The sequence below is a fragment of the Tessaracoccus sp. MC1679 genome, assembly GCF_014164775.1.
Taxonomy (GTDB): Bacteria; Actinomycetota; Actinomycetes; order Propionibacteriales; family Propionibacteriaceae; genus Arachnia.
This window is the reverse complement of sequence record NZ_JACJGB010000008.1, coordinates 59,993-85,471: the sequence shown is the minus strand read 5'-3', so window position 1 is coordinate 85,471 and position 25,479 is coordinate 59,993. Positions and strand designations below refer to the sequence as shown.

Genomic DNA, 25,479 nt, shown 5'->3' with positions numbered 1-25,479 from the left:
AGGATGCTGCCGTTCTGCGCCAATCTAGGGATTGCCGTTGACAGCAACGCGCGCTGTGGCGGCTCTACACAATTCCCCACACATTCCCCACGACAAGGTGACGACATGGCTCAGGCCCATCAAAAGAGCTTGTCGGGAGGCCATTCTGGGGCGACTGGGCCATGAATCCGTTGCCCATTTCCGCGGCTGATCTTGGGTAGAGAACCAACTCGCGTCGGAGCCTTGTGGCGGGGTCAGTGCGGGGCTCCGGGTGTCACCGGAGTCCACAGCCGGTCGATGGGCATGACGTGGAGTCGGTCGGCGTAGGTGTAGGAGCGGGTTCCGGTGGTGAGGATGATCCCGGCGGTGAACCGCGTTCCGAGGGCGTCGCGGAGTTGAGCCAGACCGCGAAAGTCGCCGCCCGGCGCCCGTTCGCTGGCTTTGACCTCGAGGGCAACGACTGTGCCGTCGTCGTACTCGATGACCACGTCGACCTCGGCACCGTCGCTTGTCCGCCAGTGGCCCAGGGTGACGGGCTCGTCGAGCCAGGAAGCCTGCTTGCGGATCTCCCCGACGACAAAGGTCTCAAGCAGGTGCCCGAAGTCGGTGAGTGATGCCGGGTCGAGTCGTGTGAGCTTGTCAGGCGCGAGTCGCAGCAGCCGGGCGGCCAGTCCGGAGTCGACGACGTGGACCTTGGGTTTGACGCTGACCCGTGAGCGCAGGGTCTTGCCCCATGCCGGTAGCCGTACCACGAGGAAGAGGTCCTCGAGCAGCCGCAGGTGACCCTCTACGGTGGCTCGACTGACGCCGAGCCTCTCAGCAGCAGCAGAGACGTTGAGCAGTTGCCCGGTTTGTGCCGCAGTCAGACCCAGCAGGTCGGTCATTGCCTGTCGTTCACGGATTCGGCTCAACTCCAGGGCGTCCCGCTCGACCGATGCTCGCACGAAGTCATCGAACCATCGGGCTCGGGCCGCGCCGGAACGTCGCAGGGCCAAGGGCAGGCCCCCGGCGCAGACACGCTCCACGTATTCCTGGCGCGTGGTCGTTGAGGAGGGGATCCGGCCGACGACACCCTCAGGGTCGGCAGGCAACACCTCGATGAGGTTCTCGCTCACCCCGGCGATCTCACCTTGGGACAGCGGCCAGATGGTCAGGGAGTGCAACCGTCCCGTGAGAGCCTGAGCCGTGGCGGGCAGGGCGTCCTGCCGGGTCGATCCAGTGATCACGGCGGTTCCGGGTAGGCTGCCCTCTCGATTCAGCCTCGCTTTGAGCGCATCCAGGATGTCGGGCACCCGCTGGTACTCGTCGACACACACTGGTGCCGCACCGGCGACGACCGAGGCCAAATTCCCCACGACCGCCTCGCGCACCTCGACGTCGTCCAGGTCGAGAACCGATCTCCCCACATCGGCAGCGAACCCGTGCAACACCGTGGACTTACCCACCGAGCGCGGGCCGTGCAGGGCGATCACCGGTTCCACGGCAACCAGCCCCGTCAGGACTTCACCCACCCTCCGTGGGACGAGCGAGTCGAGGACCATGAGCCCAACCTAGCAGACATGACGCTACGTAGTACGCAAACGCGAACACACGAACCAAGCAAACATGAGCGGGCGCGGTGCGCAATCTTGAAGGACCGACCATCGCCATGTGGGCGGGGTCCGACCATCGCCGTCGGCGTCCGACTCTGGGCAGCTGAGTGAGCACACGCCCATCGGCATTTCGGTGAACTGACTCGTTCCTACGGCGGCGTCCCCACGTCGCATCTGCGGTCGTCCTGTCCTTCGGCGAGGACAGCGAAGGCAGACAACACGTCATCAAGCGTCACGTCGTGCTCACGGGCAGCCCTGTGGTGTCAGGCCATGAGGCGGGTTGGGGGTGCACGCGGGTGTCCGAAGCTGTCCACCGGTTACGGTCGGCGCTCGTTATGCGGGGTGACTGGTTTGTCTGGGCCGATGACAGGAGGCCGCGATGCAGTGCAAGAAATACCACTGCAGCGTTCGGCGGTCGCTGTCGCTCTTGCCCGACCATGTGAAGGAGACTGGTGCCTTCCGCGCCGTCGGGCTGCTGCGGGCGGTCGACACCTCCGGCCAGTTCGGGCTGGCCATGCGCGGGGGCGAGGCGAACGCAGCGGCCGTTGCCGATGAAGCCCGAGAATATGCGCCGGCACGCTTCCTCGCTCGGTGGCCGGATCTCGGTCTCGGTGTGGTTGGCCGCAGGCGGCGACGCCGCGGCGGCTCCCACGCTCGCGGCCCCTTCCATCGACTGGCTGGCAGCCCTGCGGACAACCAACCTCTCGGCGGTGGCCCGTGGATGCCGGCCGCCTATGCTGAGGGACAACCATGGCGCGAGATCCGCGCGGGTCTCGGGTGCTGAGTTGCCTCGCCCATGCGGGCTGTAATGTGCCCGCGGACGAGCCCTGAGTACGCTGGACGCCGTGTCGAACCGATCAGCGCCCGAGCCCATGTCAGCACCCTCCTCGGCTGCGGTCGGCAGCGGAGTCGACGCAGACGACCTGGCCGCGACATTGCGGGTCTTGCGCATCATCCACGAGCTCGATGAGGCCCACCCCGATTTCGTGGCCGTCCGGCAGGCGACCAGCAGGATGTTCAAGGCGGTCAAGCACCACCGCCGAGGCGTCAGGCGAGCGGCGATCCAGGACAACGACAAGGCGATCGTCGCCGGGACAGCCACTGGGGCACCCGACCGCATCGATGACGAGACGCGGGGACTGGCGCTCACGTCAGGCGTCGAGGCGCCGACGGCCGGGACGCTCATGAAGGCCCGGCCCTGCTACATCTGCAAGCAGCGGTACACGCTGGTGGACGCGTTCTACCATCAGCTCTGCCCCGCGTGTGCGGCCATGAGTCATATCAAGCGTGGGGCGCGGACGGATCTGGTCGGCAAGCGGGCGCTGCTGACCGGCGGTCGGGCCAAGATCGGGATGCACATCGCGCTCCGGCTGCTGCGCGATGGCGCCCACACCACGATCACCACCCGATTCCCGCGTGACGCGGTGCGACGCTTCGCGGCGATGCCTGACGCCGCCGACTGGCTGCATCGACTGCATGTGGTCGGCATCGACCTGCGTGATCCGTCCCAGGTCATCGCATTGGCCGACGCGGTGGCCGCCAGGGGCCCGCTGGACATCCTGGTCAACAACGCGGCACAGACAGTACGACGCTCGGCCGGTTCGTACGCGCCCCTCGTCGACGCCGAGTCGATCCCGGTCCCGGACGGACTGTGGCCCGAAGGCCAAGGCCCAGAACTCCTGACGTTCGGGCACACACGAGACCTGCATCCTCTGGCGCTGGCCGAGTCGGTCAAGGCGCACCCGCTGCTCGCGGCGGCGGACGCCGCGGTCACCGGCTCTGCCGCCACTCACGCGGATGCCGAGGCAGCGGCCCGCGACGCCCAGCGCCTGACAGACATGGCTCTGGCTCCGGGCTCGTCGTCGCTGGCGCGTCTGGCCGACGGCTCGGCGATCGACGCGGGAGGGCTCGTTCCCGACCTTCACGACTCGAACAGCTGGGTCCAGGGCGTCGGTGAGGTGGACGCGCTCGAGATGCTTGAGGTGCAGCTCTGCAACGAGACGGCTCCGTTCATCCTCATCAGCCGACTGCGGCCGCGCCTGGCCGAGGCGGCGAGAAGCGTGGCGAGTGGTCCGGCCCGGGGGTACGTGGTCAACGTGTCAGCGATGGAGGGGGTCTTCGCGCGCGGCTACAAGGGTCCCGGCCATCCGCACACCAACATGGCGAAGGCGGCGGTCAACATGCTGACGCGGACGAGCGCGCGGGAGCTGTTCGAGTCCGACGGCATCCTGATGACCAGCGTCGACACCGGCTGGATCACCGACGAGCGCCCGCACCCCACGAAAGTTCGGCTCGCCGAGGAGGGCTTCCATGCGCCCTTGGATCTGGTCGACGGAGCCGCTCGGGTCTACGATCCGATCGTCCGCGGGCAGGCCGGCGAGGACCTTTTCGGCGTCTTCCTGAAGGACTACGCGCCCTCAGGTTGGTAGGCCAGCTGTCAGCATCTGCTTGAGGTCACGGCCGGCGGTGTGCCGTCGTTCAGGGCCCGAGGAGTGCGAGGGGGACGACGGCGATGCCGTCGGGGCGGCGGTAGGCGTGTCTGCCGGTGTAGATGATCATCTGGTCGACGAGGCGGTCGCCGAGTTGCTGGGCCAGCCAGTTCAGGTGCTCGACGTCGGCGGGTCTGATGGTGTCGGTGAGCTTGACCTCGATCGCGATCGCGGAACGGTTGGCCGCCTCGACGATGAGGTCGATTTCGTGGTCGGTGTTCTTGGTGCGCAGGTGCCCGATGCGGGCATCGGCCGCTTCGGCGTAGACCCGCACCGATTGGGCGGCCAGCGACTCGAACAGTGCCCCTAGCCAGGTGCCGGTCGCAGCGTGGACGCGGCGGCCCTGTCCACGGAGCAGCCCGGCCTTGCCGACGCCGACGAGGCGGGCGGCCAGGGCGGGGTCGACTGGACAGTGCTGTACCTAACAGATGGACGACGAGATAACTAACAGCTCGACACGCGCGACCTGCCCGTGAGCTCGGTAGGGTTGGTTCCGTGACCAGCCGGCGATGCGCTGCCGCCACGATTCTTCATGACCTCGTTCGAAGTCATGCCCCGAGACACCACCCGAGCCCGATCCGAGGCGCCGCCCTGTTTTTGTCCCCGATGGTCGCGGCTCGGTCCAGGTTGTGGATCAGGCCCGAGGCGCGGAATCGTGCCCGTAGTGGCACCCGCTGGTCTGACACCTGAGCGTGGAGCCCCGCACTGGCGTCCCGCCTCCGCGGACTCTGGTCAGAGGCTGGTGAGCAGCTCTTGCATCTCGGTGATCTCGGCCTGCTGGTCGGCGATGATCTTCTCGGCCAGCGCTACCGCGTCGGGGTTCTGGCCGTCGGCCAACTGCTGCTCGGACATCTCGATGGCGCCCTCGTGGTGGGCGATCATGGCTTCGAGGAACGCCTGGTCGAACTCGGTGCCCGTGAGGCCGTCGAGTTGGGTCATCATCTCTTCCTGGCTCATGCCGTTCATGTCCATCCCGCCCATGTCCATGCCGCCGTGGTCGTCGGGGGAGACGTCCTCGCCCCAGGTGTTCAGCCACGCGGTCATCTCGTCGATCTCCGGGCCTTGGGCCTCGGCGATCCGCTCAGCGAGCGCGACGACCTCGGGGGTTTCGGCTTGCTCGATCGCCAGCTGTGACATTTCGATGGCGCCCTCGTGATGGATGATCATCATCTGCGCGAAGGTGGTGTCCTGGTCGTTGTGGTCGGCAGCGACGTCCGATGAGGCGCTCGCCGACACTGACTCGGTGGCCATGGCGGAGATGCCTGTCTGTGAGGTGGTCGCGGCTGGGGGTGTGGTGCTCTGGTCTGCGCAGGCCGCCAGGGTGGCCGTCAGGACCAGCCCCGCCAACGTGGCGGTGATCCGCTTCGTGCGTGACATGTTCGTGCTCCGTTCCTGGCCGACGGGGTCGCCGGACCTTGATCTCGAGCCTATGAACCCTCAGCTAGCGATCCAACCCGTGGAAGGTCAAGGATCGATCAAGACCCGCTCCGGTTCGGGCGCGGTGGCGAGGGGAAGGGTGAGGGTGAACGTTGAGCCGTGTCCGGGGCCGGGGCTGGTGGCGGTCAATGAGCCGCCGTGGGCGAGCGCGAGGCTGCGGGCGATAGTCAGCCCGATCCCGGAACCGCCCGCATCGCGGGCCCGGGCCGTGTCGGCGCGGTAGAACCGGTCGAACACCTTCGAGAGCTGCTCCGGGGTGAGGCCGTCGCCGGTGTCGGTGACCGTGATCACCACCTCGGCCTTCGAGTCGCGCGTGCTGATGTGCACGATCCCGCCGGTGGGGGTGTGCCGCAGCGCGTTGTCGAGGAGGTTGCCCAGGATCTGACCCACCCGCTGCGGATCCGCTGCGACAAGGCCCGGGTGAGAGTCCGCGGACAACGCGACACCCTTGTTCTCGTATCGGGTGGCGACGGAGGCGACGGCGGGCTCGATGAGGTCCCGGATCGGCTGGGTCTGGGTGTCGAGGGTGAATCGGCCTTCCTCGGCGCGGGACACGTCATCGAGGTCGGCGGCGATCTTCTTGAGCCGGGTGGCCTGGAGGGTGAGCAGCTGCTGGCTGTCGTGGTCCCAGGGGACCACGTCGTCGATGACGGCCTCCAGCTCAGCGGTCAGGGTGGCCAGGGGGGTGCGGAGCTCGTGCGCCACGTCCGAGAGAAGCCGCCGTCGGCTGGTTTCGGTGGAGTCCAGGCGGCTGGCCATGTCGTTGAATGCGTCGGCGACCGCCGTGAATTCGGGACTGGTCGCGGTGTCTGGCACGCGCGCCTTGTAGTCGCCTGCCTCAACCAGTGCCGAGGCGGCGGTCAATCGCTCCAGCGGTCGGCGCAGCCGCCTGGTCTCCAGCCAGGCCAGGCCGATAGCCAGCGTGAGCGCCACCACCAGCCCGATGCCCAACGATCTGACGCCGGCCTCGAGGAACGCCTGCTCCACATGCCCCATCTCGGCGGTGCCGTCCGGGTGTCCCAGTTGTTGCAGGTGCTCGTGGAACAGCGGAGGCCCGACCACCACAGCTACCAGCGCGGCGGTGATCACACCGACCGCTACCACCAGCGCCTGGGTGAGGAACGTGCGGGTGCCCCACCTCATCCGGCCGACGTAGCCGCGCAGTTTCATCATCGTCCTGGTCCCATCCGGTATCCGACCCCGCGGACGGTGAGGATGTAGCGCGGCTCAGCGGGCGAGTCTTCGAGTTTCTTGCGCAGGTTCGCCACATGCACGTCGACGACGTGATCGTCACCGACCCAGCCCGGGCCCCACACCGCTTCGATGATCTGCCGCCTGCTCAGTGCCATGTTTGGCCGTGCCGACAGTGCGTCGAGGATGTCGAACTCGGTGCGGGTCAGCCCCACCTGATGGTCGTCGACCCACACGTCGCGGCCCTCCGCGTCCACCCGCAGCCGCCCGAACTCGCGCGGGGCGGCCGCCCGTGTGCCGTGGGTCTGGCGGCGCGGGCGTCTCAGCACGGTGTTGACGCGGGCGACGAGTTCGCGGGGGCTGAACGGCTTGGTCAGGTAGTCATCGGCTCCCACCGACAATCCGATCAGTTTGTCGACCTCGTCGGCCCGGGCGGTCAACATCAGGATGTAGCAGTCTGAGAACAACCGGATCTGGCGGCACACCTCGATCCCGTCGATGCCAGGCAGGCCCAGGTCAAGAATGATGACGTCGGGATCCAGGTCCTGCGCCGAGCGGACCCCGTCCGGGCCGGTGTAGGCCAATGCGGTCTCGAAGCCTGCCTTGTTGAGGTAGGAGGCGACGATCCCTGCCAGCGGGCGCTCGTCGTCGATCACCAACACACTCGACCTGCGGGGCTCAGCCATACAGCCATTATTGACTCACCCCACAGGCCAACCCACCCCCTCACTGCGCTGGGGGAGTGTTCTTGGCCGAACCTTGACCCGGGCTGAATCGTTCCCTGATGAGGAGGGTTGAGGCTGGGGCTGTGAACGAGATCCAGTCGCCCACCCCGCCGACCGCACCGACCCAGGTGGTGAACGTCACCTTGGTGACCACCCCCGCCTGCCACTTCTGTGACGACGCCCACGAGCGTCTCGATACCCTCGACCGCGCGGGTCTGCTCCGGCTCACGACGGTCCCGGCGGAGTCACCGCACGGTCTTGCCCTGATCGCTGAGCACCATCCGGGCATGTTCCCTTGACCCTGGTGGCGGGGCGCTACTTCCACGACGGCAGGATCCCGCGCGGCAAGTTGGCGCGGCTCGTCGACCACCTTGGTTCCCGCTGATGGGCGCGGACCTGCTCAGCGCCGGCGGGATCCTGGCGGCGTTCCTCGCCGGCGGCGTCGCGCTGTTCGCCCCGTGCTGCATCGTCTTCCTCGCCCCCAGCTATCTGGCCGCGGCGGCGAAGAACCGCCGCTGGCGCCTGATCCCGCTGACCTTCGTGTTCGCCGCCGGCCTGGCAGCGGTCCTGGTTCCGATCACCATGGGGGTCAGCCTGATCGCCGGCGCCATCTCCATGTACCACGTGGTCCTGTACTGGGCCGGTGGTCTATTGATGATCGGCCTTGGCCTGTTGGCGCTGTCGGGAGCGATGTGGTCCATGCCGTCGTTCCTCCGCGCCCCTGACACCGCACGCGGGGACACCGCCACCTTCTTCAGCCTCGGCGTGTTCTCCGGCATCGCCTCCAGCTGCTGCGCGCCGGTCCTGGCCGGCGTGATGACGCTGTCGGCGCTGTCCGGCTCACCCGTCGGCGGGCTGGTGCTCGGTCTGGCCTACGTCTTCGGGATGGTGATCCCGCTCTTCGTGATGGCGCTGCTGTGGGACAAGCGTCCTGGGCGGATGCGCAGCCTCCGCGCCAAGTCCATCCGCATCAACGTGGGCCGCTTCACGCTGGCCACCAACACCGTCAACCTCGCGGTCGCCGTCGGGTTCGTGATCATGGGCATCCTTGTGATCAGCCAAGCCGGCGCCACCGAGATGACCGGCGCCGCCGCCCCACTGGTCGGCATGGGCGCCTGGCTCTCCGACGTCTTCGCCTGGCTGATCGCGATCACCGCCCCCATCCCCGAAGCCGTCCTCGGGCTCGCGCTGCTCGCACTGGTGGCCGTGTTCGTCGTCGCCACCCTCAGAGACCGCCGCAGAAACGAGCAGCCCGCGACCGTCCATGACTGTTGCGACACCCAGACAACAGCGCCTGCGAATACCGGCGCACCGACCGTCACCTCCCAGGAGCCCCGATGACCCCCACCGCCCCGGCACCCTCCCAACGCGAGCAACTCAGAACCCGGCAGCAGGTCGAGACGCAGCGCGACACGAAGCGGCTCACCTGGACCCGGGTCGTCGGCGGAGCAGTGACGCTGATCGTGGCGGCAGTCGTCGGTTATGGGCTGTGGACCGCCATCCCCGAACAGGGCGACACCCAGCGCCTCGCCCCCGACTTCACCCTCACCACCACAGCCGGCACCTCAGTGACCCTCAGCGACCTGCGCCCCAACCCGGTGCTCATCTACTTCAACGAAGGCGCCGGCTGCGCCTCCTGCACCATGCAGATGGCCGAGATCGAGAAGAACCCCGGATTCGCCGAGGCGGGCATCGAGGTACTGCCCATCGTCATGAACACCGCCGAGCAGATCCTGCCCGACATGCAGCAGTTCGGCATGACCACCCCGTATCTGCTCGACGACGGCACCGTGTCCAAGGCCTACGACGTCCTCGACAAGGGCATGCACCCCGGGCTGCCCGGACACGGCTTCGTGCTCATCGACGGCGACGGCGTCCAACGCTGGTACGGCAACTACCCCTCCATGTGGCTCGACCCGCAGGAACTCCTCAACGAGGTCACTACGCGACTTCGGTGAAGTCACTGGATGGGACGTGTCGTTCGGTCCGAGTGCCCCGCGACGGCTTCAACTCACTGGTACCGCTTGAGGATCTCCTTCATCTGGGCGATCTCCCTCTCCTGCGCCTCGACGATCTCGCTGCAGAGCTGTTCGATCTCAGGATCGGTGATGGTGGCCTCCTGGCACACCAGGATGGCGCGCGAGTGGTGCGGAATCATGGAGGTGAGGAATCCCTCGTCGCCTACCCCCACCTCGTTGCGGCCCATGAAGAATGCGGCAAGAAACAGCGCCAGAAACCCGACGAGCAGGATGATGTTGAGGGTCTTGTTCTTGAGCATCGACCACATGCCGACCGTCATCAGCACCGCCATGGCGGCCACCATGAGGACGGCCATGTAGAGGTTGCTGGGATTGAAGTAGAAGTGGTCGAGGCTGCGGACCATAGACATGCTGAGTGCCCACATCAGTCCCAGGTTGACCAGGAGAATCGCCCCGAACTTCCAGTACATCGCATGCGAGTGCTTGTCCTTCCCGCTGTCCTCGGTGTGGTGTCGCGGTGCGTCGCTTGTCATGGCGGCTCCTTCCCTTCACTTCACCCATACCCACACCCTTGCGATTCCAAACCCACGCCACGTCGGGCAGAACCGGGTCTCAGTGGTGAGAGCTGCGTTCCAGTGCGCTGTGGGAGGGGGTCTCGATCTGGAAGGTGGAGTGTTCGACGCTGACGTGGAAGTGTTCGGCGACGCAGGTTTGGAGGTCTCGCAGCTCCTGGGAGACGTGGCCCTGGGCGAAGCAGGTTTCTTCGACGACGACGTGGGCTGTGAGGACGGGTAGCCCGGTGGCGATGGTGGAGGCGTGCAGGTCGTGCACGCCGATCACGTGCGGGACCTGGAGGATGTGTCCGCGGACGTCGTCGAGGTTCAGGCCTCTGGGGGTGGATTCGAGCAGGATCCCCCCGGCCTCCTTGAGGATCGTGATCGCGCGGGGGACGATCAGGGCGGCGATCAGCATCCCGGCGATGGCGTCGATGCGGGTCCATCCGGTGAGCGAGATGACGATCGCGCTGATGATGACGGCGACGGATCCGAGGGCGTCGTTGACCACTTCGAGGAACGCGGCACGCATGTTGAGGTTCGCGGCGCGGCCTGCGCCCAGGACAAGCATGGCGACGATGTTGCCGACGAGTCCGACGATCCCGAACACGAGCAGCCCGCCGGCGGTGACCTCTGCCGGGTCGAAGAGCCGGCGGACGCCTTCGATGAGGGCGTAGATGCCGACGGCGAGGAGGATCGCGGACTGGGCGCCGGCGGCCAGCACCTCTGCGCGACGGTAACCCCAGGTCCGCTCCGGTGTGGGTGGCCGCAGGGCCAGGGAGGCGGCGATCAGTGCCATCAGCAGGCCGGAGGCGTCTGTGAGCATGTGCCCGGCGTCGACGAGGAGGGCGAGGCTGTTGGTCCACCATGCGCCGATGACCTCGGCGATCAGGATGGTGGCGGTGATCCCGAACGCGATCGCCAGCCTGGTCCGGTTGGTCCCCGGACTCGCGTGGGTGTGGTCGTGGGTGTCGCTCATGCCTGGGCCTCCGCGTGACGATGGTAGCGGTGGAGCGCTTGTCACAGGAAGCCCCGCCACTTCGGGATCTTCTTGATCTGATCTTGACCAAGCATGTGACTGGCGCACTCAGTGGTTGGGGCATGCTGGTTGGACGACCTGTCCGAAACGGTGCCGCGGTACATCGCGGACACCTGGACTTCCTTGAAGACATAGCTCCTGGAGACCACCCATGCGCCGCATTCATCTGACCGTCCGCATCGCTGTGCCGCTCGCTGCCCTCCTGGCGCTGTCGGCTTGCTCAGCCCCGGAGGTTGCCGAGGCCCCGAGAGATACCCCGTCGACGGCGGCGCCGAGTGCCGCGGTGGGGGAGGCGAGGACGTTGCTTGCGGCGCACGGGCTTGAGGGGAAGAGCGGCGCCGAGGTTGTGGAGGCGCTGGACCAACTCGACGCTCAGCGCCCGTTGCCGCTGGCTGGATCGGTGCGCTACGACGAGGTGCTCCTCAGCGACGGCACCACGGAGGCCGCGCTGGCCCTCGACGGTGACCAGTTCTACCTGTCGATGGCGCCGTACGAGACCGCCACGCACGAGTGCTACTTCCACAACCTCGGCACGTGCCAAGGGGAGCTGGCAGACGTCGAGGTGCGCGTGATGATCACCACCGATTCGGGGGAGGTCCTCATTGACGAGGACGCGACCACCTACGCCAACGGGTTTGTCGGCTTCTGGATTCCGAAGGACGTCGAGGGCACCGTCGTCGTCACCAAGGACGGAAAGCGCGCCGAGAGCCGCTTCTCCTCCGATGCCGAGGGCCCCACCTGCCTGACCACGCTGCAGCTTCTGTAGTCCTGGGCGGAGAGGCGGCTGTGGATTGGTCAGGAGTGGTGAGCCTCCATCCCGGCGAATCCCTGGTGCATGCCAGGGTTGCAGGCGCCGTCAAAGCCCATGTCTGATTGGGCCATCATTCGAACGTGGTCGGCGAACTCACGTCCGGTTGGCTCGACTGCTCCCGCTGTGGTGGCGGTCATCGCGACGAGTGCCGCGGCGGCGGCGAGGGCAGCGATCTTGCGCGTGGTGATCATAGTGGTCTCCTTGATTGAGGTGCCTCCCGTGAGCCCGGTACGACCACTGTCCCCCGACTATGTATGGATCTGATCAACTCTCGCCTCCGCTTCGATCAAGAAGTTGAGGCCGGGTCAGCGCGCCCGGCCCCCGGTGGTCGAGCCCTTGGCCTCGCACCACCCAGGCGTGGTCCCCGATCGGCGGCATCACGTCCTACTACGACGTGCCCAAGAAGAGTTTCGACGAGCCCGTGCTCCTCGCCATCGGTGAGAAGCACGGCAAATCCGCCGCTCAGGTCATGCTCCGCTGGCACATCCAGAAGGGGGTGCAGGTCATCCCCAAGTCCACGAAGGCGGCTTGGAACGCCGAGAACTTCACGTGTTCGACTTCGAGCTCCCCGCCGACGAGATCGCCCCGATCGACGCCCTCGACACCGGCGTCCGCGGTGGCCCCGAGCCGGACTTCATCCCCCTGGACAACTTCGGCGTGCCAATCCCCGAGGCCTGATGGCCCGCGGGCGCGAGCACCCTCGCGCCCGCAGTGGCCGCCGGTCAAACCACGTTGAGGGGGAGGGGCGACGAAGCTAGAGGAACGAGGTGCCGAAGGCGATCAGGTCGCGGTTTCCCTCATCGAAGCCGTAGTACCGCCGCTTCCCGCAGCGCGCGCACTGCTGATGGGTGGGCTTCCCATCCTCCGTGTTGTGATGGGTAAGGAACCGATGCCTACCGATCCGGCACAGCAGCCTCATGGACATTGCAGCCTCCTCCTCGGCGATGCATTTCGAGCTTTGGCGCAGTGAGCGCTAGCCGCACAGCGGATTCGCCACCTGGGGGGATGGTAATTCTTGCGCATCGCCCACACCATCGGCTCCCGTGACAATACGTTGACGGCTACGAGGTGGAAGCGGTGCAGCGTTTCAGCGGCCCGGTATATGCCCAAGCAGAAGCGGGCTGGCAGCGACGCGGGGGTGCGCTCACGCTTCCGGACCAGCGCCACCCGGCATGCCCAATTCGTCTCGCCGTGCTCCAAGACACGAGCCGGTCCGGCTCCATCAGAGGTAGTTCGTTGCGGTGGTGGAAATGTGAATCACAGCGAAGAGGGTTGCCGGCACGAGTGAGGGACAATTCTCCAGGTAGCGCCACACGCAGATGAAGTACTCAGCATTCTCGGAGTCTGTCACGGGCCACCATGCGCGCCACGTGTGACCCGCACACGTCCTTCGCGAACGACTCCGCGGGATCGCGGGCCCCGTCATGCCGCATCTCCCTCGGGCGCCGTCCGGGTCCGCCAGAGACACCCCCGCCCGAGAGCTTCGACGGCTCAGCTGGGTGGAGGGCAGACCCGCGGAAGCTTGTAACAGATCTTCACAAGCGGTAACACCCTTGGAACAGGACCGAGACTGCCCCGACACCAGGCACTCATAGCGTTCTGCATGAAGGGACGGCGCCAGTCCCGGGGGACTTCCCCCGGCCGGGCGTCCCTTCTCTGTTCAGGCACCTGAAAGGACAACCATGTCTGTGTTCCGCACCCCCCAGGCGCGTACGTCGATAGTCGCTCTCTCCCTCGTCTCCGCTCTGGCGCTCGCCGGCTGTGGTGCGCGCGCCTCGGGCACCGACGACTCCGCCGCCTCGGCTGAGTCCTGCGTCGACACCTCCGCCGACTCCATCAAGGTGGGCTTCCTCAACTCCCTCTCCGGGACCATGGCGATCTCCGAGAAGACTGTCAACGACTCGCTCAACATGGCCGCGGAGGAGATCAACGCTGCTGGTGGCGTCCTCGGCAAGCAGCTCGAGGTCATCACCGAGGACGGCGCCTCCGAGCCCACGACCTTCGCCGAGAAGGCCCGCAAGCTCATCTCCTCGGACTGCGTGGCTGCAGTCTTCGGCGGATGGACCTCCGCCAGCCGCAAGGCCATGCTCCCCGTCTTCGAGGACCAGGACTCCCTGCTCTACTACCCGGTCCAGTACGAGGGCCTCGAGGCCAGTCCCAACATCTTCTACACCGGCGCCACCACCAACCAGCAGATCATCCCCGGCCTGGACTACCTGCGCGAACAGGGACACACCAAGGTGTTCCTGGTGGGCTCCGACTACGTGTTCCCCCGCACGGCGAACCGCATCATCAACGCCTACGCCGAGGCCCACGACATGGAGATCGTCGGCGAGGAGTACACCCCCCTCGGCAGCACGGACTTCGCCACCATCGTCGGCAAGGTCCGCAACTCCGGCGCCGACGCCGTGTTCAACACGCTGAACGGCGACTCCAACGTGGCCTTCTTCAAGGAGTACACCAGCGCCGGCCTGTCTGCCGACGCGATGCCCGTCCTGTCGGTCTCCATCGCTGAGGAGGAGGTCCAGGGCATCGGCGCCGCCAACATCGCAGGTCAGCTCACGGCGTGGAACTACTACCAGACCGTGGACACCGAGGAGAACGCCACGTTCGTGACCAACTTCAAGGCCAAGTACGGCGACGACCGCGTGACCTCCGACCCGATGGAGGCCGCCTACACCTCCCTGTACCTGTGGAAGGCCACCGTCGAGAAGGCGGAGTCCTTCGCCGTGGCCGACGTTCAGGAAGCCGCCGACGGGGTCACCTTCGCCGCACCCGGGGGCTCCGTCACCCTCAACGGGGAGAACCACCACATCGCCAAGACCGCGATGATCGGGGAGATCTCCGAGGACGGCCTCATCTACTCGGTGTGGACCTCCGAGGGCCCCATCGAGCCCGACCCGTTCCTCACCACCTATGACTGGGCCGAGGGTCTGTCGGAGACCTCCTGACATGCAGATCTTCGCCGAACAGTTGTTCGCAGGGTTCAGCCTGGGGTCGGTGCTTCTGCTCACCGCCCTCGGGCTGGCCCTGACCTTCGGCCAGTTGGGCGTCATCAACATGGCCCACGGTGAGTTCGTCATGGTGGGCGCCTACACAGCGTTCGTCATGTCGAGCATCATCGGCCACGCCGGAACCTCGTTCCTGGTGTCACTGCCGGTGGCGTTCGTTGTCGCGGGCCTCCTCGGAGTCCTGCTCCACGCCACGATCATCAGCCGCATGCGGGACAGACCTCTGGACACCCTCCTGGTCACGTTCGGGGTGGCGCTGCTGCTGCAGCAGCTGGCCCGCGACATCTTCGGCGCCCCGAACGTCGACGTCCCCGCCCCGGCCTGGCTGTCCGGCCCCGTGGTGCTCGGATCACTTGTCATGCCGAAGAGCAGGCTGATGATTCTGTTGATCTGCGTCGTCGCCGTCGGGATCGTGGCCTACTTGTTGGCCAGAACGCCGCTCGGACGCCGGATCCGTGCAGTGGTGGGCAACCGTGCGCTCGCAGAGACCAGCGGCATCGACTCGGGCGGCATCGACCGCGCGACGTTCTTCATCGGTTCCGGGCTGGCCGGGCTGGCCGGAGTGGCGCTCACCCTCCTGGGCTCCGTCGGTCCCACCGTGGGCCAGAACTACATCGTCGATGCGTTCCTTGTGGTGGTCGCCGGTGGCATCGGCAAGATCAAGGGCGCAGTCCTGGCCGCCTTCACGCTCGGCATCCTGCAGTCGTTCTTCCAGCTGATGACAGACGCGAGTTTCGCCAAGGTGCTGCTGCTCGTGGTGGTCGTCGGCTTCCTTCAGATCCGCCCGCAGGGCCTGTTCACCGTCCGCACCCGGAGCCTCGCATGATCGATCGACTCAAGTCCCCCCTCATCGCACTCGTGCTCGTCGCCGCCCTGGCGGCAGCCCCGCTTCTGCTCAGCAGCTTCCGGCTGTCGTTGCTGGCCAAGTTTCTCTGCCTGGCCATGGTCGCCGTCGGGATCGGGCTGGCATGGGGGCAGGGCGGCATGCTGACCCTCGGGCAGGGCCTCTTCTTCGGGCTGGGCGGCTACATCATGGCCATGCACATGAAGCTTGCCGACGCCGGCCCGGGCGGGGTTCCTGATTTCATGATGCTCTACGGCACAGGCGTGGTGCCGTGGTGGTGGGAACCCATGCGGTCGGGCTCCCTCACCGTCGTCCTGGTGGTCCTGATTCCGGCAGCCTTCGCGCTCGTGCTCGGCATCGGCGTGTTCCTGCGCCGCGTCCGGGGCGCGTACTTCGCCATCCTCAGTCAGACGCTCGTCGCCGCCTTCGCGATCCTCCTGGTGGGCCAGCAGCAGACCACCGGCGGCACCAACGGGCTGACGGGGTTCAGCTCCTTCTTCGGCTTCGCCCTGTCCGACCCGATCAACCAGACCACCCTCTACTACGTGGCCGCCGGGACGCTCGTCGCCATGGTGCTGATCGTCCGCCAGCTCATGCGCAGCCGCTTCGGTGAGCTCCTGGTGGCGGTGCGAGATGAGGAGAACCGGGTCAGGTTCCTGGGGTACAACCCTGCGGTCATCAAGATCGTGGCCTTCGTCATCGCCGCAGTCTTCGCGTCGATCGGGGGGGCGCTGTTCGTGCCGGTGGCCGGCATGATCTCGCCCGCCGACGTCGGGGTCGTGGCCTCGATCGGTTTCCTCGTCGGTGTCGCCATCGGCGGGAGGGCGACGTTGTTGGGCCCGGTGCTCGGTTCCATCGCGGTCTCCTGGGCCCGGACCAGCCTTTCGGAGACCTTTCCCGGGGCCTGGACCTACTTCCAGGCGGCCCTGTTCATCGTCGTGATCGCGGCGCTGCCAGCCGGTCTCGCGGGAATCTGGGCGGTGGTGCGACGCCGGATGCGTTCCCGGGAACCGCACCCCCTCGCCCTCACCACACCTCAGGAGGCGCCGGCATGAGCCGCACCATCGACCCGGGCTCGGCCACGCTCGTCAACGCGGGCACCGACCCCCGCCAGGAGTATCTCGAGGTCCGGCACCTGACCGTGTCGTTCGACGGGTTTGTCGCCGTGAACTCGGTGGACCTCACGGTGACCAGCGGGGACCTTCGATTCCTCATCGGGCCCAACGGTGCAGGCAAGACCACGATCATCGACGCGCTCACCGGACTGGTCAAGGCCAGCGGCTGGGCCCGGTTCGCCGGGAACGAGCTCATCGGTCGCAGCGTCCACCGTGTTGCCAGGATGGGCGTCGGTCGCACATTCCAGACAGCCAGCGTGATCGAGGAGCTCAGTGTCCTGGCCAACCTCGACATCGCCAGCGGCGCCGGACGCGGGCCACGCACTCTGCTCCGGGCCCGGGGCCCACACGTCTCCGACGACGTGGCCGAGGCGCTCGAGATCATCGGCCTGACGGAGCTCCGGGAGAAGCCCGCAGGCACGCTGGCCCACGGCCAGAAGCAGTGGCTGGAGATCGGGATGCTGCTGGTCCAGAAGGCCCACCTGCTCCTCCTCGACGAGCCCGTCGCCGGGATGAGCCAGGCCGAGCGGGAGCAGACAGCGATCCTGCTTCGTGCGCTCGCTCCTCGGCACACCGTCGTTGTGGTCGAGCACGACATGGAGTTCATGCGGCAGGTGGCGGACTCGGTCAGCGTCCTTGCCCGCGGCGAGCTCATCGCCGAGGGAAGCGTCGCAGACATCCAGGCCAACCCGCTCGTCCAGGAGGTCTACCTGGGCACCCCCACCACGGAAGGAGGCCGCTGATGCTGGAGATCGACGGTGTCACCTCCGGCTACGGCCGGACCAGCGTGATCTTCGATGTGTCGCTGCGCGTTCCCGACAGGGGCATCGTGGCCGTCCTCGGCAACAACGGGGCAGGCAAGAGCACGTTGCTGCGCACGGCGAGCGGCCTGCTGAAGCCCACCGCAGGCAGGGTCCGCTTCAACGGCCAGGATGTGACTCGGATGAGCGCCCACCGACGGGCCAAGCTGGGCCTGGGATACGTCCCGCAGGGCCAGCAGTCGTTCGGCGACCTCACCACCCGCGAGAATCTGCAGTTGGTGGCCGACCAGAATCCCCGCGGCCACGCCAAGCTGAGCGAGGTCGTCGACCTGTTCCCCGCGCTGGGTGAGCTGATGGGACGCCGGGCTGGGCTGTTGTCCGGCGGCCAGCGCCAGCAGCTGGCCCTGGCTCGCGCGCTCCTCCTGGAGCCGTCGCTGCTCATGCTCGACGAGCCCACCGAGGGAATCCAGCCATCCGTGGTCCAGCTGATCGAACGCACCATTTCGGCGCTGGCGGCCGATGGACTCGCTGTTCTCCTCGTGGAACAGCACGTAGGGTTCGCGCTGGAAGCGAGTGACAGCTACGTCGTGCTGGCCTCCGGCCGGATCCGCGAGCGCGGTGACAGCGACTCTCACTCAAGCGCCGCAGTGCGTTCCGCCATGGCCATCTGAACGGGAGACCCAGACATGCACCTCATCGGCTCCGATACGGAGAAACTCCTCATGGCTGTGGCAGGGATGGTCGCGCGCGACCGCCTGGCGCGTGGCGTCCGGCTCAACCACCCCGAGACCGTTGCCTACCTCAGCTGCTGGGTGATCGAACGGGCGCGCGACGGAGCCTCCGTGGCCCAGCTCATGGAGGAGGGCACCCAGGTCCTCACCGCCGAGCAGGTCATGCCAGAGGTGCCGGCCATGTTGCACGACGTGCAGGTGGAGGCCACCTTCCCCGACGGGCGGAAACTCGTCACCCTCCACCACCCCTTGGGCCACGGCGGCGACGAGCCGGGCGCCGTGCGCGTCGGGGAGGGCGACGTGGTGCTGAACGGCGATCGGCGCAAGGATGAGCGCCTGAGCCTCAGGATCACCAACACGGGTGACCGCCCCGTGCAGATCGGCTCCCACATCCACCTCCCCGACACCAACGGCGCCCTCGACTTCGACAGGGAGGCCGCCCATGGATTCCGGCTGGACATCCCGTCGGGCACTTCGGTGCGATTCGAGCCCGGCGTGGCGCGAGACGTCGACGCCGTGGCGTTCCGCGGCCGGTGTCGGGTCCCCGGCATCCAGCGCAAGGGCTCCGAAGCCGCCAACCTTGATGGAGGACAGTCATGAGCTCGATCACGCGCAGCCGATACGCGGCCCTCTTCGGTCCCACCCGCGGGGACCAGGTGCGCCTGGGCGACACCGACCTGTGGATCGAGGTGGAACGCGACCTCACCGTCGGCGGCGAGGAAGCCGTCTTCGGGGGCGGGAAGTCCATCCGCGAATCCATGGCACAGGGCACCACGACGCGAGCCGACGGTGCACTGGACACGGTGATCACCAACGCCGTTGTCCTGGACCACTGGGGGATCGTGCGCGCCGACGTCGGACTCCGCGATGGCCGCATCGTCGCCATCGGGCACTCCGGCAATCCGGACATCGCCGATGGCGTGACCCCCGGCATGGAGATCGGCCCCAGCACTGATGTCATCTCCGGCGAGGGGAAGATCCTGACCGCGGGCGGCATCGACATGCACGTTCATTTCCTGTCGACCAGCCAGGTGCACGAGGCCCTGTCCGCGGGCCTGACGACGCTCGGAGGGGGCGGCACCGGGCCTTCGGAGGGGTCCAAGGCGACGACCGTCACCCCCGGCGCCTGGCATCTCGAAACCGTGCTGCGCGGACTCGATCATCTGCCCATCAACCTGCTGCTGTTCGGCAAGGGCAACACGGTCAGCGCCGAGGGGCTGGCGGAGCAGGCGCGGGGTGGGGCCGCCGCCCTCAAGATCCACGAGGACTGGGGCGCAACCCCCGGCGCCATAGACGCGGCGCTCCGCGCGGCCGACGAGTTCGGCCTCCAGGTGGCCCTCCACAGCGACAGCCTCAACGAGGCGGGCTACGTGGACTCCACCATCGGCGCCATCGGCGGCCGCAGCATCCACGCGTTCCACACCGAGGGGGCCGGGGGTGGACACGCACCAGACATCCTGTCGATCGCGTCGCTGCCCAACGTGCTGCCCGGCTCCACCAATCCCACGCTCCCGCACACGGTCAACACGGTGGCAGAGCACCTCGACATGCTGATGGTCTGCCACCACCTCAACCCGGCCGTCCCCGAGGACCTAGCATTCGCCGAGTCGCGGATCCGCGCCACGACGATCGCCGCCGAGGACATCCTCCACGACATGGGTGCCCTCTCCATGACGTCCTCCGACGCCCAGGCCATGGGTCGCATCGGCGAGGTCATCACCCGCACCTGGCAGGTCGCGCACGTCATGAAGGCGCGGCGAGGCCGGCTGTCGGAGAGCCTGCCCGCCGATAACGAGCGGGCCCGCCGCTACGTCGCGAAGTACACGATCAACCCGGCCATCGCCCACGGCATCGACCACGAGATCGGCTCCGTCGAGGCAGGCAAACTGGCAGATCTGGTCCTGTGGGAACCCAAGTTCTTCGGGGTCCGACCCTCGGTGGTGCTCAAGTCAGGGATGATCGTCTGGGCAGCACTGGGCGACCCGAACGCCAGCATCCCCACCCCGCAACCGGTCCTGATGCGCCCCGCACTCGTCGCCGACGCCGCACCCAACTACTCGCTCACGTTCGTTGCCCCGGCGGCTCTCGACGCCGGACTGGCTGGGAGGCTCGGCCTGCGGCACGAGCTCGCACCCGTCAGGCCCACGCGGGGGGTGGGCAAGGCGGACATGATCAACAACTCGGCAACGCCGGCCATCGACATCGATCCGGAGACCTTCGCCATCGCGATCGACGGCGAGACGGTGGTGCCCGCGCCGGCGGACCGGCTGCCGCTGGCGCAGCTCTACTCGCTGTTCTGATGGGCCCGGCATCGGACGGCGCGTTCGGCGCGCTCCTCCTGGGTGACGCCCGGCTGCCGGTGGGGGGACACACCCAGTCAGCCGGCCTCGAGCCGGCGATCCTCGCGGGCCTCCAGGCCCGCGACGTGCCCGGGTACCTGCGGGTCCGGCTCATGACAGTGTCCCGCGTGGACGCCGCGACCCTCGCGCTGGGCATGCGCGCCCTCCGCGGGGCCGACTACGGACTGGACCTGGTGCACGCCCACTGGTCGGCCCGCACCCCGAGCCATGTCCAGCGGCGGGCGGCGGAGCAGGCGTCCCACGGGTACCTTCGGTTGGCGAAGCGGCTGGATCCCCGGCGGTCCGCGGCCGCCGGTGTGCCCGCGACCCGACCCCTGGCCATGGCCCTGCTCGCCGACATCCTGGCCTGCGACCCGCTCCAGGCTGTGCGAGTGCTGCTGCACGACGAGATTCAGACCATCACCTCAGCCGCCCTGAAGCTGCTCCCGCTTGACCCCGCCACGTCAGTGGAATGGGCCATCGCCGCCCATCCCCTCGCGGAGACCATCGCGGCAGAGGCCGCAGCGGTCTCACACCCGAGAGACATCCCGAGCCCATCCGCGCCCGAGACCGAGGCCTGGATCCATGCCCACGCCACTACCCCACGGAGGTTGTTCAGTGCCTGACCACACACATCCCCAGCGTTCGCTTCGGCTCGGCGTCGCCGGCCCGGTCGGAACGGGCAAGACGTCCCTCATCGGGCTGCTGTGCAGCAGGCTGAGCGACGAGTTCTCGCTGGCCGTCATCACCAACGACATCTACACCGACGAGGACGCCCGCATGCTCCGCGGCGCCGGAGTGCTGGCGCCCCAACGCATCCGGGCCGTCGAGACGGGGGCGTGCCCCCACACCGCGATCCGTGACGACGTCACCATGAACCTGGTCGCCGTCGAGGAGATGGAGGCTGCCTTCGACCCGGTGGACATCACCCTGGTCGAGTCGGGCGGAGACAACCTCACTGCCACGTTCTCGCCCGCCCTCGTCGACGCCCAGCTCTTCGTCCTCGACGTGGCGGGAGGTGGAGACGTCGTCCGCAAGGGCGGGCCCGGCATCTCGCGGGCTGACCTGCTGATCGTGAACAAAACCGACCTGGCTCCCTACGTCGGGGTGGATGCGGAACTGATGGTGGAGCAGGGTCGCGAGGCCCGCGACGGACGCCCCGTGCTCCCCCTGAGCCGGACCGACGAAGCGAGCGTGGACCTGCTGTGCGACTGGGTGCGAGAGACCCTGGAGCACGTCCGCAGCGGTCATCACGTCGCCGTCGATCCGGGCCCCATGGCCCCGCACTCCCACGGCGGCCTCCCCCCGCACACGCACGACGAGGGCGAGGCGCATCATCACCACTGAGGTCACCCGGATCACGGCCGCCCGAGACGGCAGCGGGCGCCCGCGGCTGCTGGTCCGGACGGGGCCGGTCAGCGCCCGGATCACCGCCGCCGGCTCGGATCATCTCGAGGTGTCGCTGCTGGCGACGGTGGCGACCCTGCTCGGTGGGGACGACGTGCGTCTGGCGGTGGAGGTGCGTGACGGCCTGTCGCTGACGCTGAAGGACATCGCGGCAACGGTGGCCTACGACGGTCGCGGCCAGGGGGCATCGTGGATGGCTGAGCTCAACGTCGGACCCGGGGCGTCACTGGTGTGGGCGGCAGAGCCCTTCATCGTCAGCGACGGTGCGGAGGCCATGCGGATCCTGCGCGCCACGCTGGCCGACGGGGCCGGGCTCCGGCTGGATGAGACTGTGGTCCTGGGGCGCCACGGCGAACGTGGTGGCCGGGTGCACAGCCACACCCTCGTGCAGACGGCTGAGGCTCCGCTGCTGGTCGAGGACGTCGTCTACCAGGGTGCGGGGGAGGACCAGAGGTTCATCCGGGGCGGGGCGCGTTCGATCAGCACAAGGCTCGCGTTCGGCACCCAGACCCTTGTCCCAGCACCGGACGAACTGGTGATGGAGCTGGCGTGCGGCGGGCAACTGGCGCGCACGATGCATACTCGTGATGTCCGCGGGCCCACGCGGCCGTCCCTGATCGTCGACGGCATCCGGCAGGCGGACACGAGGGGGAGTGAGATGCCAGTGGGAGAACAGGTCCACACCGATGCCGCACCGGCGTACGCGGAGGGGGCCGTGGGATGAGCCTGCAGGGGGTGACCGGCAGCAGGGCGACGGTGAGTGTCGTCGCGTCGCTCCATGCGTTGGGGCTGGCACTCCTGGCACTGGGGGTGGCCTCGGGAGGTGCCGGGCTGGTGGCCTCCGCCGTCGTCGCCTATGCACTGGGTCTGCGCCACGCCGTCGATGCAGACCACATCGCCATGATCGACAACTCCACGCGCAAGTTCGTCGCCGAGGGGAGGCGGTCGGCCGCGGTGGGGTTGGCGTTCTCAGCTGGACACTCGACGGTGGTGCTCGTCGCTGCTGCGTTGGTCATCGCAGGGACTGGGTGGATCGGGTCGACGATCGACGAGGACTCAGTGACGCGGCACTGGCTGGGAGTTGTCGGTGCGGGTGTCGCGGCCACGTACCTGGCTGCCATCGCCGTGACCAACCTCCCGGTCCTCGCGCGCGCGTGGGCTGATCTTGGGCGGGCGGGTCCCGCCGGCCCGGGCGTGCATGGGGGAGTGTCGCGGGTGCTGCTGGCGCCGCTGGCGAGGGTCCGTCAACCATGGCACGTGTACGGATTCGGGCTGCTCTTCGGGTTGGGGTTCGATACCGCGTCGTCGGTGGCCGTGCTCGTGCTGGCTGTCGGCCTCCCAGCAGGCACCGCCCCGCTGGTCCTGCTGTCGCTTCCCCTCCTGTTCGCGGCGGCGATGACGCTGGGCGACTCCCTCAACGGCTTCCTGATGCTGAAGATGTACTCGTCAGCCCAGCACCGGAAACGGGCACGCTACAACGTGGTGATCACGGCTGTGTCGATCGCCGCCGCCGTCGCGATCTCGTTGATCACGTTCGCGGGCCTGGCGAGCGATCTCGGAGTCCGTTTGCCCGCCATCGACGCGCTTGCCGGCGTGGACACCGACTGGGCGGGCATAGGGCTGCTGGTCTTCTTCGCGCTGATCGGCGTGGGTGCGGCGGCGGCCGTGCGGTGGCGGTCCCTCGGCCACCCGGTAGACATCTGAAGACTGTGCCGGGGGCATCACAGCCATCCCCGGTCGCGTGCCTGGCGAGCGGCCGCCACTCGGTTGGAGGCTCCGAGCTTGCCCATCGCCTCGGACAGGTAATTGCGCACCGTGCCCTCGGACAGATGCAGCCGCCCGGCTATCTCGCCGTTGGCCAACCCGTCCCCGGCAAGGCGCAGGACCTGGCGCTCCCGGTCGGTCAGCGGGTCCGGCTCATCCCACGCGTCGGCGGCGAGCTGGGGATCGACGGCGCGGCCTCCGGCGTGGACGTCGCGGACGGCCTGCGCCAGGGCGCTGGCCGGCGCGTCCTTGAGCAGGTAGCCGACGGCACCGGCCTCCAGCGCCCGCCGGAGGTACCCACTGCGGGCAAACGTGGTAAGGATGACCACCCGGGTCGGCAGGCCCCGGCGCCGGACCTCCGCGGCCACCTCGAGCCCGGTCAGCTTGGGCATCTCGATGTCTGTCAACAGGACGTCGGGCCGCAGCGTCTCGACCAGACGCACGGCCTCCTCGCCGTCGGAGGCGGTGCCGGCCACGGTGATGTCGGACTCCAGCCCCAGGAGGGTGCTCAGTGCGCCGAGCACCATGAGCTGGTCCTCGGCCAGGACCACGGTGATGGTCATGGCCCACCCACCTCCTCCGCGCGGCGCCCGTCGTCGGCCGTCCCAGCAAGGGGCACCGTCACCTCGATGACGGTCCCGTGCCGGTCGTCTCCACCGGATGGGGCGCCCACTTCGACATGGCCACCGAGGGCCGCTATCCGCTCGCGCATGCCTGTGAGCCCGGATCCCGCCAGCCCCGAAGAGCCGCGGCCGTCGTCGGTCACCGTGAGCCGAACATCGGAGCCGACCGTGGTGATGCTGATCGAGGCGCGCTCGGCGTCGGCGTGGCGCACCACGTTGGTCACCGCCTCGCGTAGCGCCATCGCGAGGGCGGACTCCTGCTCGGGGCGCAGATCGGTCGGGTCGGCGTGCACCTCGACGCCGACCCCTGCCGCCTCCAGGGCCACCCGCGCCCCGTCGAGTTCGGCGTCGAGGCCGCGCGCGCGGTATCCGGTGACCGCCGCACGGACCTCACCCAGGGCCTCGCGACCGATCTTCTGAATGTCGTTGACCTCTGCCGTTGCCCGGTCCGGGTCTGCGCGCACCAGCCTTGCGGCCAGCTCGGACTTCAGCACGATGACCGAGAGGGTGTGCCCGAGCAGGTCGTGGAGGTCGCGCGCTATCCGCTCCCGCTCGGCGATCGTCGCCAGCCGCTCGATCTCCTCGTCGGCACGCCGGAGGCGCCGTCTCGCGCGGTCCCGCTCAGCGTCGAAGATGGTCGTCGCGCCAACAACCGGGGTGAAGAACAGGGCGGGGCCGAGCGCCGCCAGCCGCCACGGCATCGGCACCGGCGAGATCACGGCCATCGCGGCGACCAGCCCGACGAGAACGGCCACCACCGCGACGGCCCGGCGCGGGCGGAACGCGCGGCCGGCGATGGCCGCCGCATAGATCACGAACACGCTGGCCCCGCTGTTGACCAGCGAACCCGCGAAGGCCAGGGCGCCGAGGGCCGCGACGAGGATCAGGGTGCGTCGGTCGTCGCGGGCCCGGAACGACGCCGTGTAGATCGGCAGGAACAGCGCGATCAGCACCACCACGGCCAGCCAGTCCAAGGCTCCGATCGAGGGTTCGAACACCGGCTGGTAGAACAGTGCGCCGAGGTAGACCAGCCAGACATAGCGCATGGAGCGGGAGGGCTGCGGCGGGCTCTTGCTCATCCGGTGCGG

The 25,479-nt window shown here is 68.1% G+C and carries 28 protein-coding genes and 1 pseudogene; 18 read left to right on the top strand and 11 right to left on the bottom strand.

Annotation, left to right across the window (positions count from 1 at the left end):
* Positions 1 to 233: 233 nt before the first annotated feature.
* Complete coding sequence (locus H5398_RS13895; protein WP_182800417.1) at positions 234 to 1,520, bottom strand: ATP-binding protein; 1,287 nt, start codon at positions 1,518 to 1,520, stop codon at positions 234 to 236.
* A gap of 896 nt (positions 1,521 to 2,416) precedes the next feature.
* On the opposite strand from H5398_RS13895, the gene H5398_RS13890 reads away from it, so the two are divergent.
* Positions 2,417 to 4,000 (top strand): SDR family NAD(P)-dependent oxidoreductase, encoded by a 1,584-nt coding sequence (locus H5398_RS13890; RefSeq protein ID WP_370586133.1) that lies wholly within the window; start codon positions 2,417 to 2,419, stop codon positions 3,998 to 4,000.
* A gap of 49 nt (positions 4,001 to 4,049) precedes the next feature.
* Here the strand turns inward: H5398_RS13890 and H5398_RS13885 are convergent, their stop codons facing one another.
* The 4 genes from H5398_RS13885 to H5398_RS13870 all read right to left on the bottom strand — a co-directional run bounded on the left by H5398_RS13885 (position 4,050) and on the right by H5398_RS13870 (position 7,374).
* Positions 4,050 to 4,454, bottom strand: a complete 405-nt coding sequence (locus tag H5398_RS13885) for a DUF4143 domain-containing protein (protein WP_182783372.1) — start codon at positions 4,452 to 4,454, stop codon at positions 4,050 to 4,052.
* A gap of 338 nt (positions 4,455 to 4,792) precedes the next feature.
* A complete protein-coding gene (locus H5398_RS13880; protein ID WP_182783239.1) occupies positions 4,793 to 5,437 on the bottom strand; it encodes a DUF305 domain-containing protein in 645 nt (214 codons plus the stop codon).
* An 87-nt stretch (positions 5,438 to 5,524) separates the two neighbouring features.
* Positions 5,525 to 6,670 (bottom strand): cell wall metabolism sensor histidine kinase WalK, encoded by a 1,146-nt coding sequence (locus H5398_RS13875; RefSeq protein WP_255443753.1) that lies wholly within the window; start codon positions 6,668 to 6,670, stop codon positions 5,525 to 5,527.
* Positions 6,667 to 7,374 (bottom strand): response regulator transcription factor, encoded by a 708-nt coding sequence (locus H5398_RS13870; RefSeq protein WP_182800416.1) that lies wholly within the window; start codon positions 7,372 to 7,374, stop codon positions 6,667 to 6,669. Before H5398_RS13870 ends, H5398_RS13875 begins: the two co-directional genes overlap by 4 nt.
* A 122-nt stretch (positions 7,375 to 7,496) precedes the next feature.
* Here H5398_RS13870 and H5398_RS13865 point away from each other — a divergent pair, with 122 nt between their 5' ends.
* From H5398_RS13865 to H5398_RS13855, 3 genes are all read left to right on the top strand, one after another.
* The gene (locus tag H5398_RS13865) at positions 7,497 to 7,712 is read left to right on the top strand and encodes a hypothetical protein (protein ID WP_220489470.1); all 216 of its coding nucleotides are present in this window, start codon (positions 7,497 to 7,499) and stop codon (positions 7,710 to 7,712) included.
* Between the two features lie 85 nt (positions 7,713 to 7,797).
* Positions 7,798 to 8,754 (top strand): cytochrome c biogenesis CcdA family protein, encoded by a 957-nt coding sequence (locus tag H5398_RS13860; protein WP_182800415.1) that lies wholly within the window; start codon positions 7,798 to 7,800, stop codon positions 8,752 to 8,754.
* A complete protein-coding gene (locus H5398_RS13855; RefSeq protein WP_182800414.1) occupies positions 8,751 to 9,371 on the top strand; it encodes a peroxiredoxin in 621 nt (206 codons plus the stop codon). The genes H5398_RS13860 and H5398_RS13855 overlap by 4 nt, the downstream gene beginning before the upstream one ends.
* 53 nt (positions 9,372 to 9,424) lie before the next feature.
* Here the strand turns inward: H5398_RS13855 and H5398_RS13850 are convergent, their stop codons facing one another.
* Together H5398_RS13850 and H5398_RS13845 are read right to left on the bottom strand one after the other, a co-directional pair.
* Positions 9,425 to 9,925, bottom strand: coding sequence for a DUF305 domain-containing protein (locus H5398_RS13850; RefSeq protein WP_220489469.1), 501 nt, complete (start codon positions 9,923 to 9,925; stop codon positions 9,425 to 9,427).
* A 79-nt stretch (positions 9,926 to 10,004) separates the two neighbouring features.
* Complete coding sequence (locus H5398_RS13845; RefSeq protein WP_182783243.1) at positions 10,005 to 10,925, bottom strand: cation diffusion facilitator family transporter; 921 nt, start codon at positions 10,923 to 10,925, stop codon at positions 10,005 to 10,007.
* A 211-nt stretch (positions 10,926 to 11,136) separates the two neighbouring features.
* On the opposite strand from H5398_RS13845, the gene H5398_RS13840 reads away from it, so the two are divergent.
* Complete coding sequence (locus H5398_RS13840) at positions 11,137 to 11,751, top strand: CueP family metal-binding protein (RefSeq protein ID WP_182783244.1); 615 nt, start codon at positions 11,137 to 11,139, stop codon at positions 11,749 to 11,751.
* A gap of 29 nt (positions 11,752 to 11,780) precedes the next feature.
* Here H5398_RS13840 and H5398_RS13835 read toward each other — a convergent pair whose 3' ends face one another.
* On the bottom strand, positions 11,781 to 11,987 hold the full coding sequence (locus H5398_RS13835) for a hypothetical protein (protein WP_182783245.1): 207 nt from the start codon (positions 11,985 to 11,987) through the stop codon (positions 11,781 to 11,783).
* Between the two features lie 358 nt (positions 11,988 to 12,345).
* Here H5398_RS13835 and H5398_RS17475 point away from each other — a divergent pair, with 358 nt between their 5' ends.
* Complete coding sequence (locus H5398_RS17475; protein WP_255443752.1) at positions 12,346 to 12,474, top strand: hypothetical protein; 129 nt, start codon at positions 12,346 to 12,348, stop codon at positions 12,472 to 12,474.
* A 76-nt stretch (positions 12,475 to 12,550) separates the two neighbouring features.
* On the opposite strand, the gene H5398_RS13830 is transcribed toward H5398_RS17475, so the two are convergent.
* Positions 12,551 to 12,721, bottom strand: a complete 171-nt coding sequence (locus H5398_RS13830; protein WP_182800413.1) for a hypothetical protein — start codon at positions 12,719 to 12,721, stop codon at positions 12,551 to 12,553.
* 757 nt (positions 12,722 to 13,478) lie between these two features.
* Here H5398_RS13830 and urtA point away from each other — a divergent pair.
* From urtA to H5398_RS13775, 12 genes and pseudogenes are all read left to right on the top strand, one after another.
* Complete coding sequence (urtA, locus tag H5398_RS13825) at positions 13,479 to 14,747, top strand: urea ABC transporter substrate-binding protein (RefSeq protein WP_182783248.1); 1,269 nt, start codon at positions 13,479 to 13,481, stop codon at positions 14,745 to 14,747.
* A gap of 1 nt (position 14,748) precedes the next feature.
* Positions 14,749 to 15,633 (top strand): urea ABC transporter permease subunit UrtB, encoded by an 885-nt coding sequence (urtB, locus tag H5398_RS13820; protein ID WP_182783249.1) that lies wholly within the window; start codon positions 14,749 to 14,751, stop codon positions 15,631 to 15,633.
* Positions 15,630 to 16,706, top strand: coding sequence for an urea ABC transporter permease subunit UrtC (urtC, locus tag H5398_RS13815; protein ID WP_182783250.1), 1,077 nt, complete (start codon positions 15,630 to 15,632; stop codon positions 16,704 to 16,706). Before urtB ends, urtC begins: the two co-directional genes overlap by 4 nt.
* The gene (gene urtD, locus H5398_RS13810; protein WP_182800412.1) at positions 16,703 to 17,509 is read left to right on the top strand and encodes an urea ABC transporter ATP-binding protein UrtD; all 807 of its coding nucleotides are present in this window, start codon (positions 16,703 to 16,705) and stop codon (positions 17,507 to 17,509) included. Before urtC ends, urtD begins: the two co-directional genes overlap by 4 nt.
* Positions 17,509 to 18,198: an ATP-binding cassette domain-containing protein gene (locus H5398_RS13805; RefSeq protein ID WP_182783252.1), complete on the top strand. Its 690-nt coding sequence runs from the start codon at positions 17,509 to 17,511 to the stop codon at positions 18,196 to 18,198. Before urtD ends, H5398_RS13805 begins: the two co-directional genes overlap by 1 nt.
* Before the next feature lie 15 nt (positions 18,199 to 18,213).
* A pseudogene (locus tag H5398_RS17885) lies at positions 18,214 to 18,510 on the top strand (urease subunit gamma); the annotation flags it as partial.
* A complete protein-coding gene (ureB, locus tag H5398_RS17880) occupies positions 18,508 to 18,858 on the top strand; it encodes an urease subunit beta (RefSeq protein WP_255443770.1) in 351 nt (116 codons plus the stop codon). The pseudogene H5398_RS17885 and the gene ureB, both read left to right, overlap by 3 nt.
* Positions 18,855 to 20,558 carry an urease subunit alpha gene (locus tag H5398_RS13795; RefSeq protein ID WP_182783254.1) on the top strand — a complete coding sequence of 568 codons (1,704 nt, stop codon included), beginning with the start codon at positions 18,855 to 18,857 and terminating at the stop codon, positions 20,556 to 20,558. The genes ureB and H5398_RS13795 overlap by 4 nt, the downstream gene beginning before the upstream one ends.
* A complete protein-coding gene (locus H5398_RS13790; protein ID WP_182783255.1) occupies positions 20,558 to 21,223 on the top strand; it encodes an urease accessory protein UreF in 666 nt (221 codons plus the stop codon). Before H5398_RS13795 ends, H5398_RS13790 begins: the two co-directional genes overlap by 1 nt.
* Entirely contained in the window at positions 21,216 to 21,944 is a 729-nt protein-coding gene (gene ureG / locus H5398_RS13785; protein ID WP_370585763.1) for an urease accessory protein UreG, read from the top strand. The genes H5398_RS13790 and ureG overlap by 8 nt, the downstream gene beginning before the upstream one ends.
* Before the next feature lie 109 nt (positions 21,945 to 22,053).
* A complete protein-coding gene (locus tag H5398_RS13780) occupies positions 22,054 to 22,728 on the top strand; it encodes an urease accessory protein UreD (RefSeq protein ID WP_182800410.1) in 675 nt (224 codons plus the stop codon).
* Positions 22,725 to 23,708: a nickel transporter gene (locus H5398_RS13775; RefSeq protein ID WP_182800409.1), complete on the top strand. Its 984-nt coding sequence runs from the start codon at positions 22,725 to 22,727 to the stop codon at positions 23,706 to 23,708. Before H5398_RS13780 ends, H5398_RS13775 begins: the two co-directional genes overlap by 4 nt.
* Positions 23,709 to 23,725: 17 nt before the next feature.
* Here the strand turns inward: H5398_RS13775 and H5398_RS13770 are convergent, their stop codons facing one another.
* Both H5398_RS13770 and H5398_RS13765 read right to left on the bottom strand, forming a co-directional pair.
* Positions 23,726 to 24,331, bottom strand: a complete 606-nt coding sequence (locus tag H5398_RS13770; RefSeq protein ID WP_182800408.1) for a response regulator transcription factor — start codon at positions 24,329 to 24,331, stop codon at positions 23,726 to 23,728.
* Positions 24,328 to 25,470, bottom strand: coding sequence for a sensor histidine kinase (locus H5398_RS13765; RefSeq protein WP_182800407.1), 1,143 nt, complete (start codon positions 25,468 to 25,470; stop codon positions 24,328 to 24,330). The genes H5398_RS13770 and H5398_RS13765 overlap by 4 nt, the downstream gene beginning before the upstream one ends.
* Positions 25,471 to 25,479: the final 9 nt, after the last annotated feature.

What these genes read in the sequence shown, in the direction of transcription:
- H5398_RS13895 (WP_182800417.1), bottom strand. Translation starts at nt 1,520, where the DNA reads ATGGTCCTCGACTCGCTCGTCCCACGGAGGGTGGGTGAAGTCCTGACG.
- H5398_RS13880 (WP_182783239.1), bottom strand. Translation starts at nt 5,437, where the DNA reads ATGTCACGCACGAAGCGGATCACCGCCACGTTGGCGGGGCTGGTCCTG.
- H5398_RS13875 (WP_255443753.1), bottom strand. Translation starts at nt 6,670, where the DNA reads ATGATGAAACTGCGCGGCTACGTCGGCCGGATGAGGTGGGGCACCCGC.
- H5398_RS13870 (WP_182800416.1), bottom strand. Translation starts at nt 7,374, where the DNA reads ATGGCTGAGCCCCGCAGGTCGAGTGTGTTGGTGATCGACGACGAGCGC.
- H5398_RS13860 (WP_182800415.1), top strand. Translation starts at nt 7,798, where the DNA reads ATGGGCGCGGACCTGCTCAGCGCCGGCGGGATCCTGGCGGCGTTCCTC.
- H5398_RS13855 (WP_182800414.1), top strand. Translation starts at nt 8,751, where the DNA reads ATGACCCCCACCGCCCCGGCACCCTCCCAACGCGAGCAACTCAGAACC.
- H5398_RS13850 (WP_220489469.1), bottom strand. Translation starts at nt 9,925, where the DNA reads ATGACAAGCGACGCACCGCGACACCACACCGAGGACAGCGGGAAGGAC.
- H5398_RS13845 (WP_182783243.1), bottom strand. Translation starts at nt 10,925, where the DNA reads ATGAGCGACACCCACGACCACACCCACGCGAGTCCGGGGACCAACCGG.
- H5398_RS13840 (WP_182783244.1), top strand. Translation starts at nt 11,137, where the DNA reads ATGCGCCGCATTCATCTGACCGTCCGCATCGCTGTGCCGCTCGCTGCC.
- H5398_RS13835 (WP_182783245.1), bottom strand. Translation starts at nt 11,987, where the DNA reads ATGATCACCACGCGCAAGATCGCTGCCCTCGCCGCCGCCGCGGCACTC.
- H5398_RS13830 (WP_182800413.1), bottom strand. Translation starts at nt 12,721, where the DNA reads ATGTCCATGAGGCTGCTGTGCCGGATCGGTAGGCATCGGTTCCTTACC.
- urtA (WP_182783248.1), top strand. Translation starts at nt 13,479, where the DNA reads ATGTCTGTGTTCCGCACCCCCCAGGCGCGTACGTCGATAGTCGCTCTC.
- urtB (WP_182783249.1), top strand. Translation starts at nt 14,749, where the DNA reads ATGCAGATCTTCGCCGAACAGTTGTTCGCAGGGTTCAGCCTGGGGTCG.
- urtC (WP_182783250.1), top strand. Translation starts at nt 15,630, where the DNA reads ATGATCGATCGACTCAAGTCCCCCCTCATCGCACTCGTGCTCGTCGCC.
- urtD (WP_182800412.1), top strand. Translation starts at nt 16,703, where the DNA reads ATGAGCCGCACCATCGACCCGGGCTCGGCCACGCTCGTCAACGCGGGC.
- H5398_RS13805 (WP_182783252.1), top strand. Translation starts at nt 17,509, where the DNA reads ATGCTGGAGATCGACGGTGTCACCTCCGGCTACGGCCGGACCAGCGTG.
- H5398_RS13795 (WP_182783254.1), top strand. Translation starts at nt 18,855, where the DNA reads ATGAGCTCGATCACGCGCAGCCGATACGCGGCCCTCTTCGGTCCCACC.
- H5398_RS13790 (WP_182783255.1), top strand. Translation starts at nt 20,558, where the DNA reads ATGGGCCCGGCATCGGACGGCGCGTTCGGCGCGCTCCTCCTGGGTGAC.
- H5398_RS13775 (WP_182800409.1), top strand. Translation starts at nt 22,725, where the DNA reads ATGAGCCTGCAGGGGGTGACCGGCAGCAGGGCGACGGTGAGTGTCGTC.
- H5398_RS13770 (WP_182800408.1), bottom strand. Translation starts at nt 24,331, where the DNA reads ATGACCATCACCGTGGTCCTGGCCGAGGACCAGCTCATGGTGCTCGGC.
- H5398_RS13765 (WP_182800407.1), bottom strand. Translation starts at nt 25,470, where the DNA reads ATGAGCAAGAGCCCGCCGCAGCCCTCCCGCTCCATGCGCTATGTCTGG.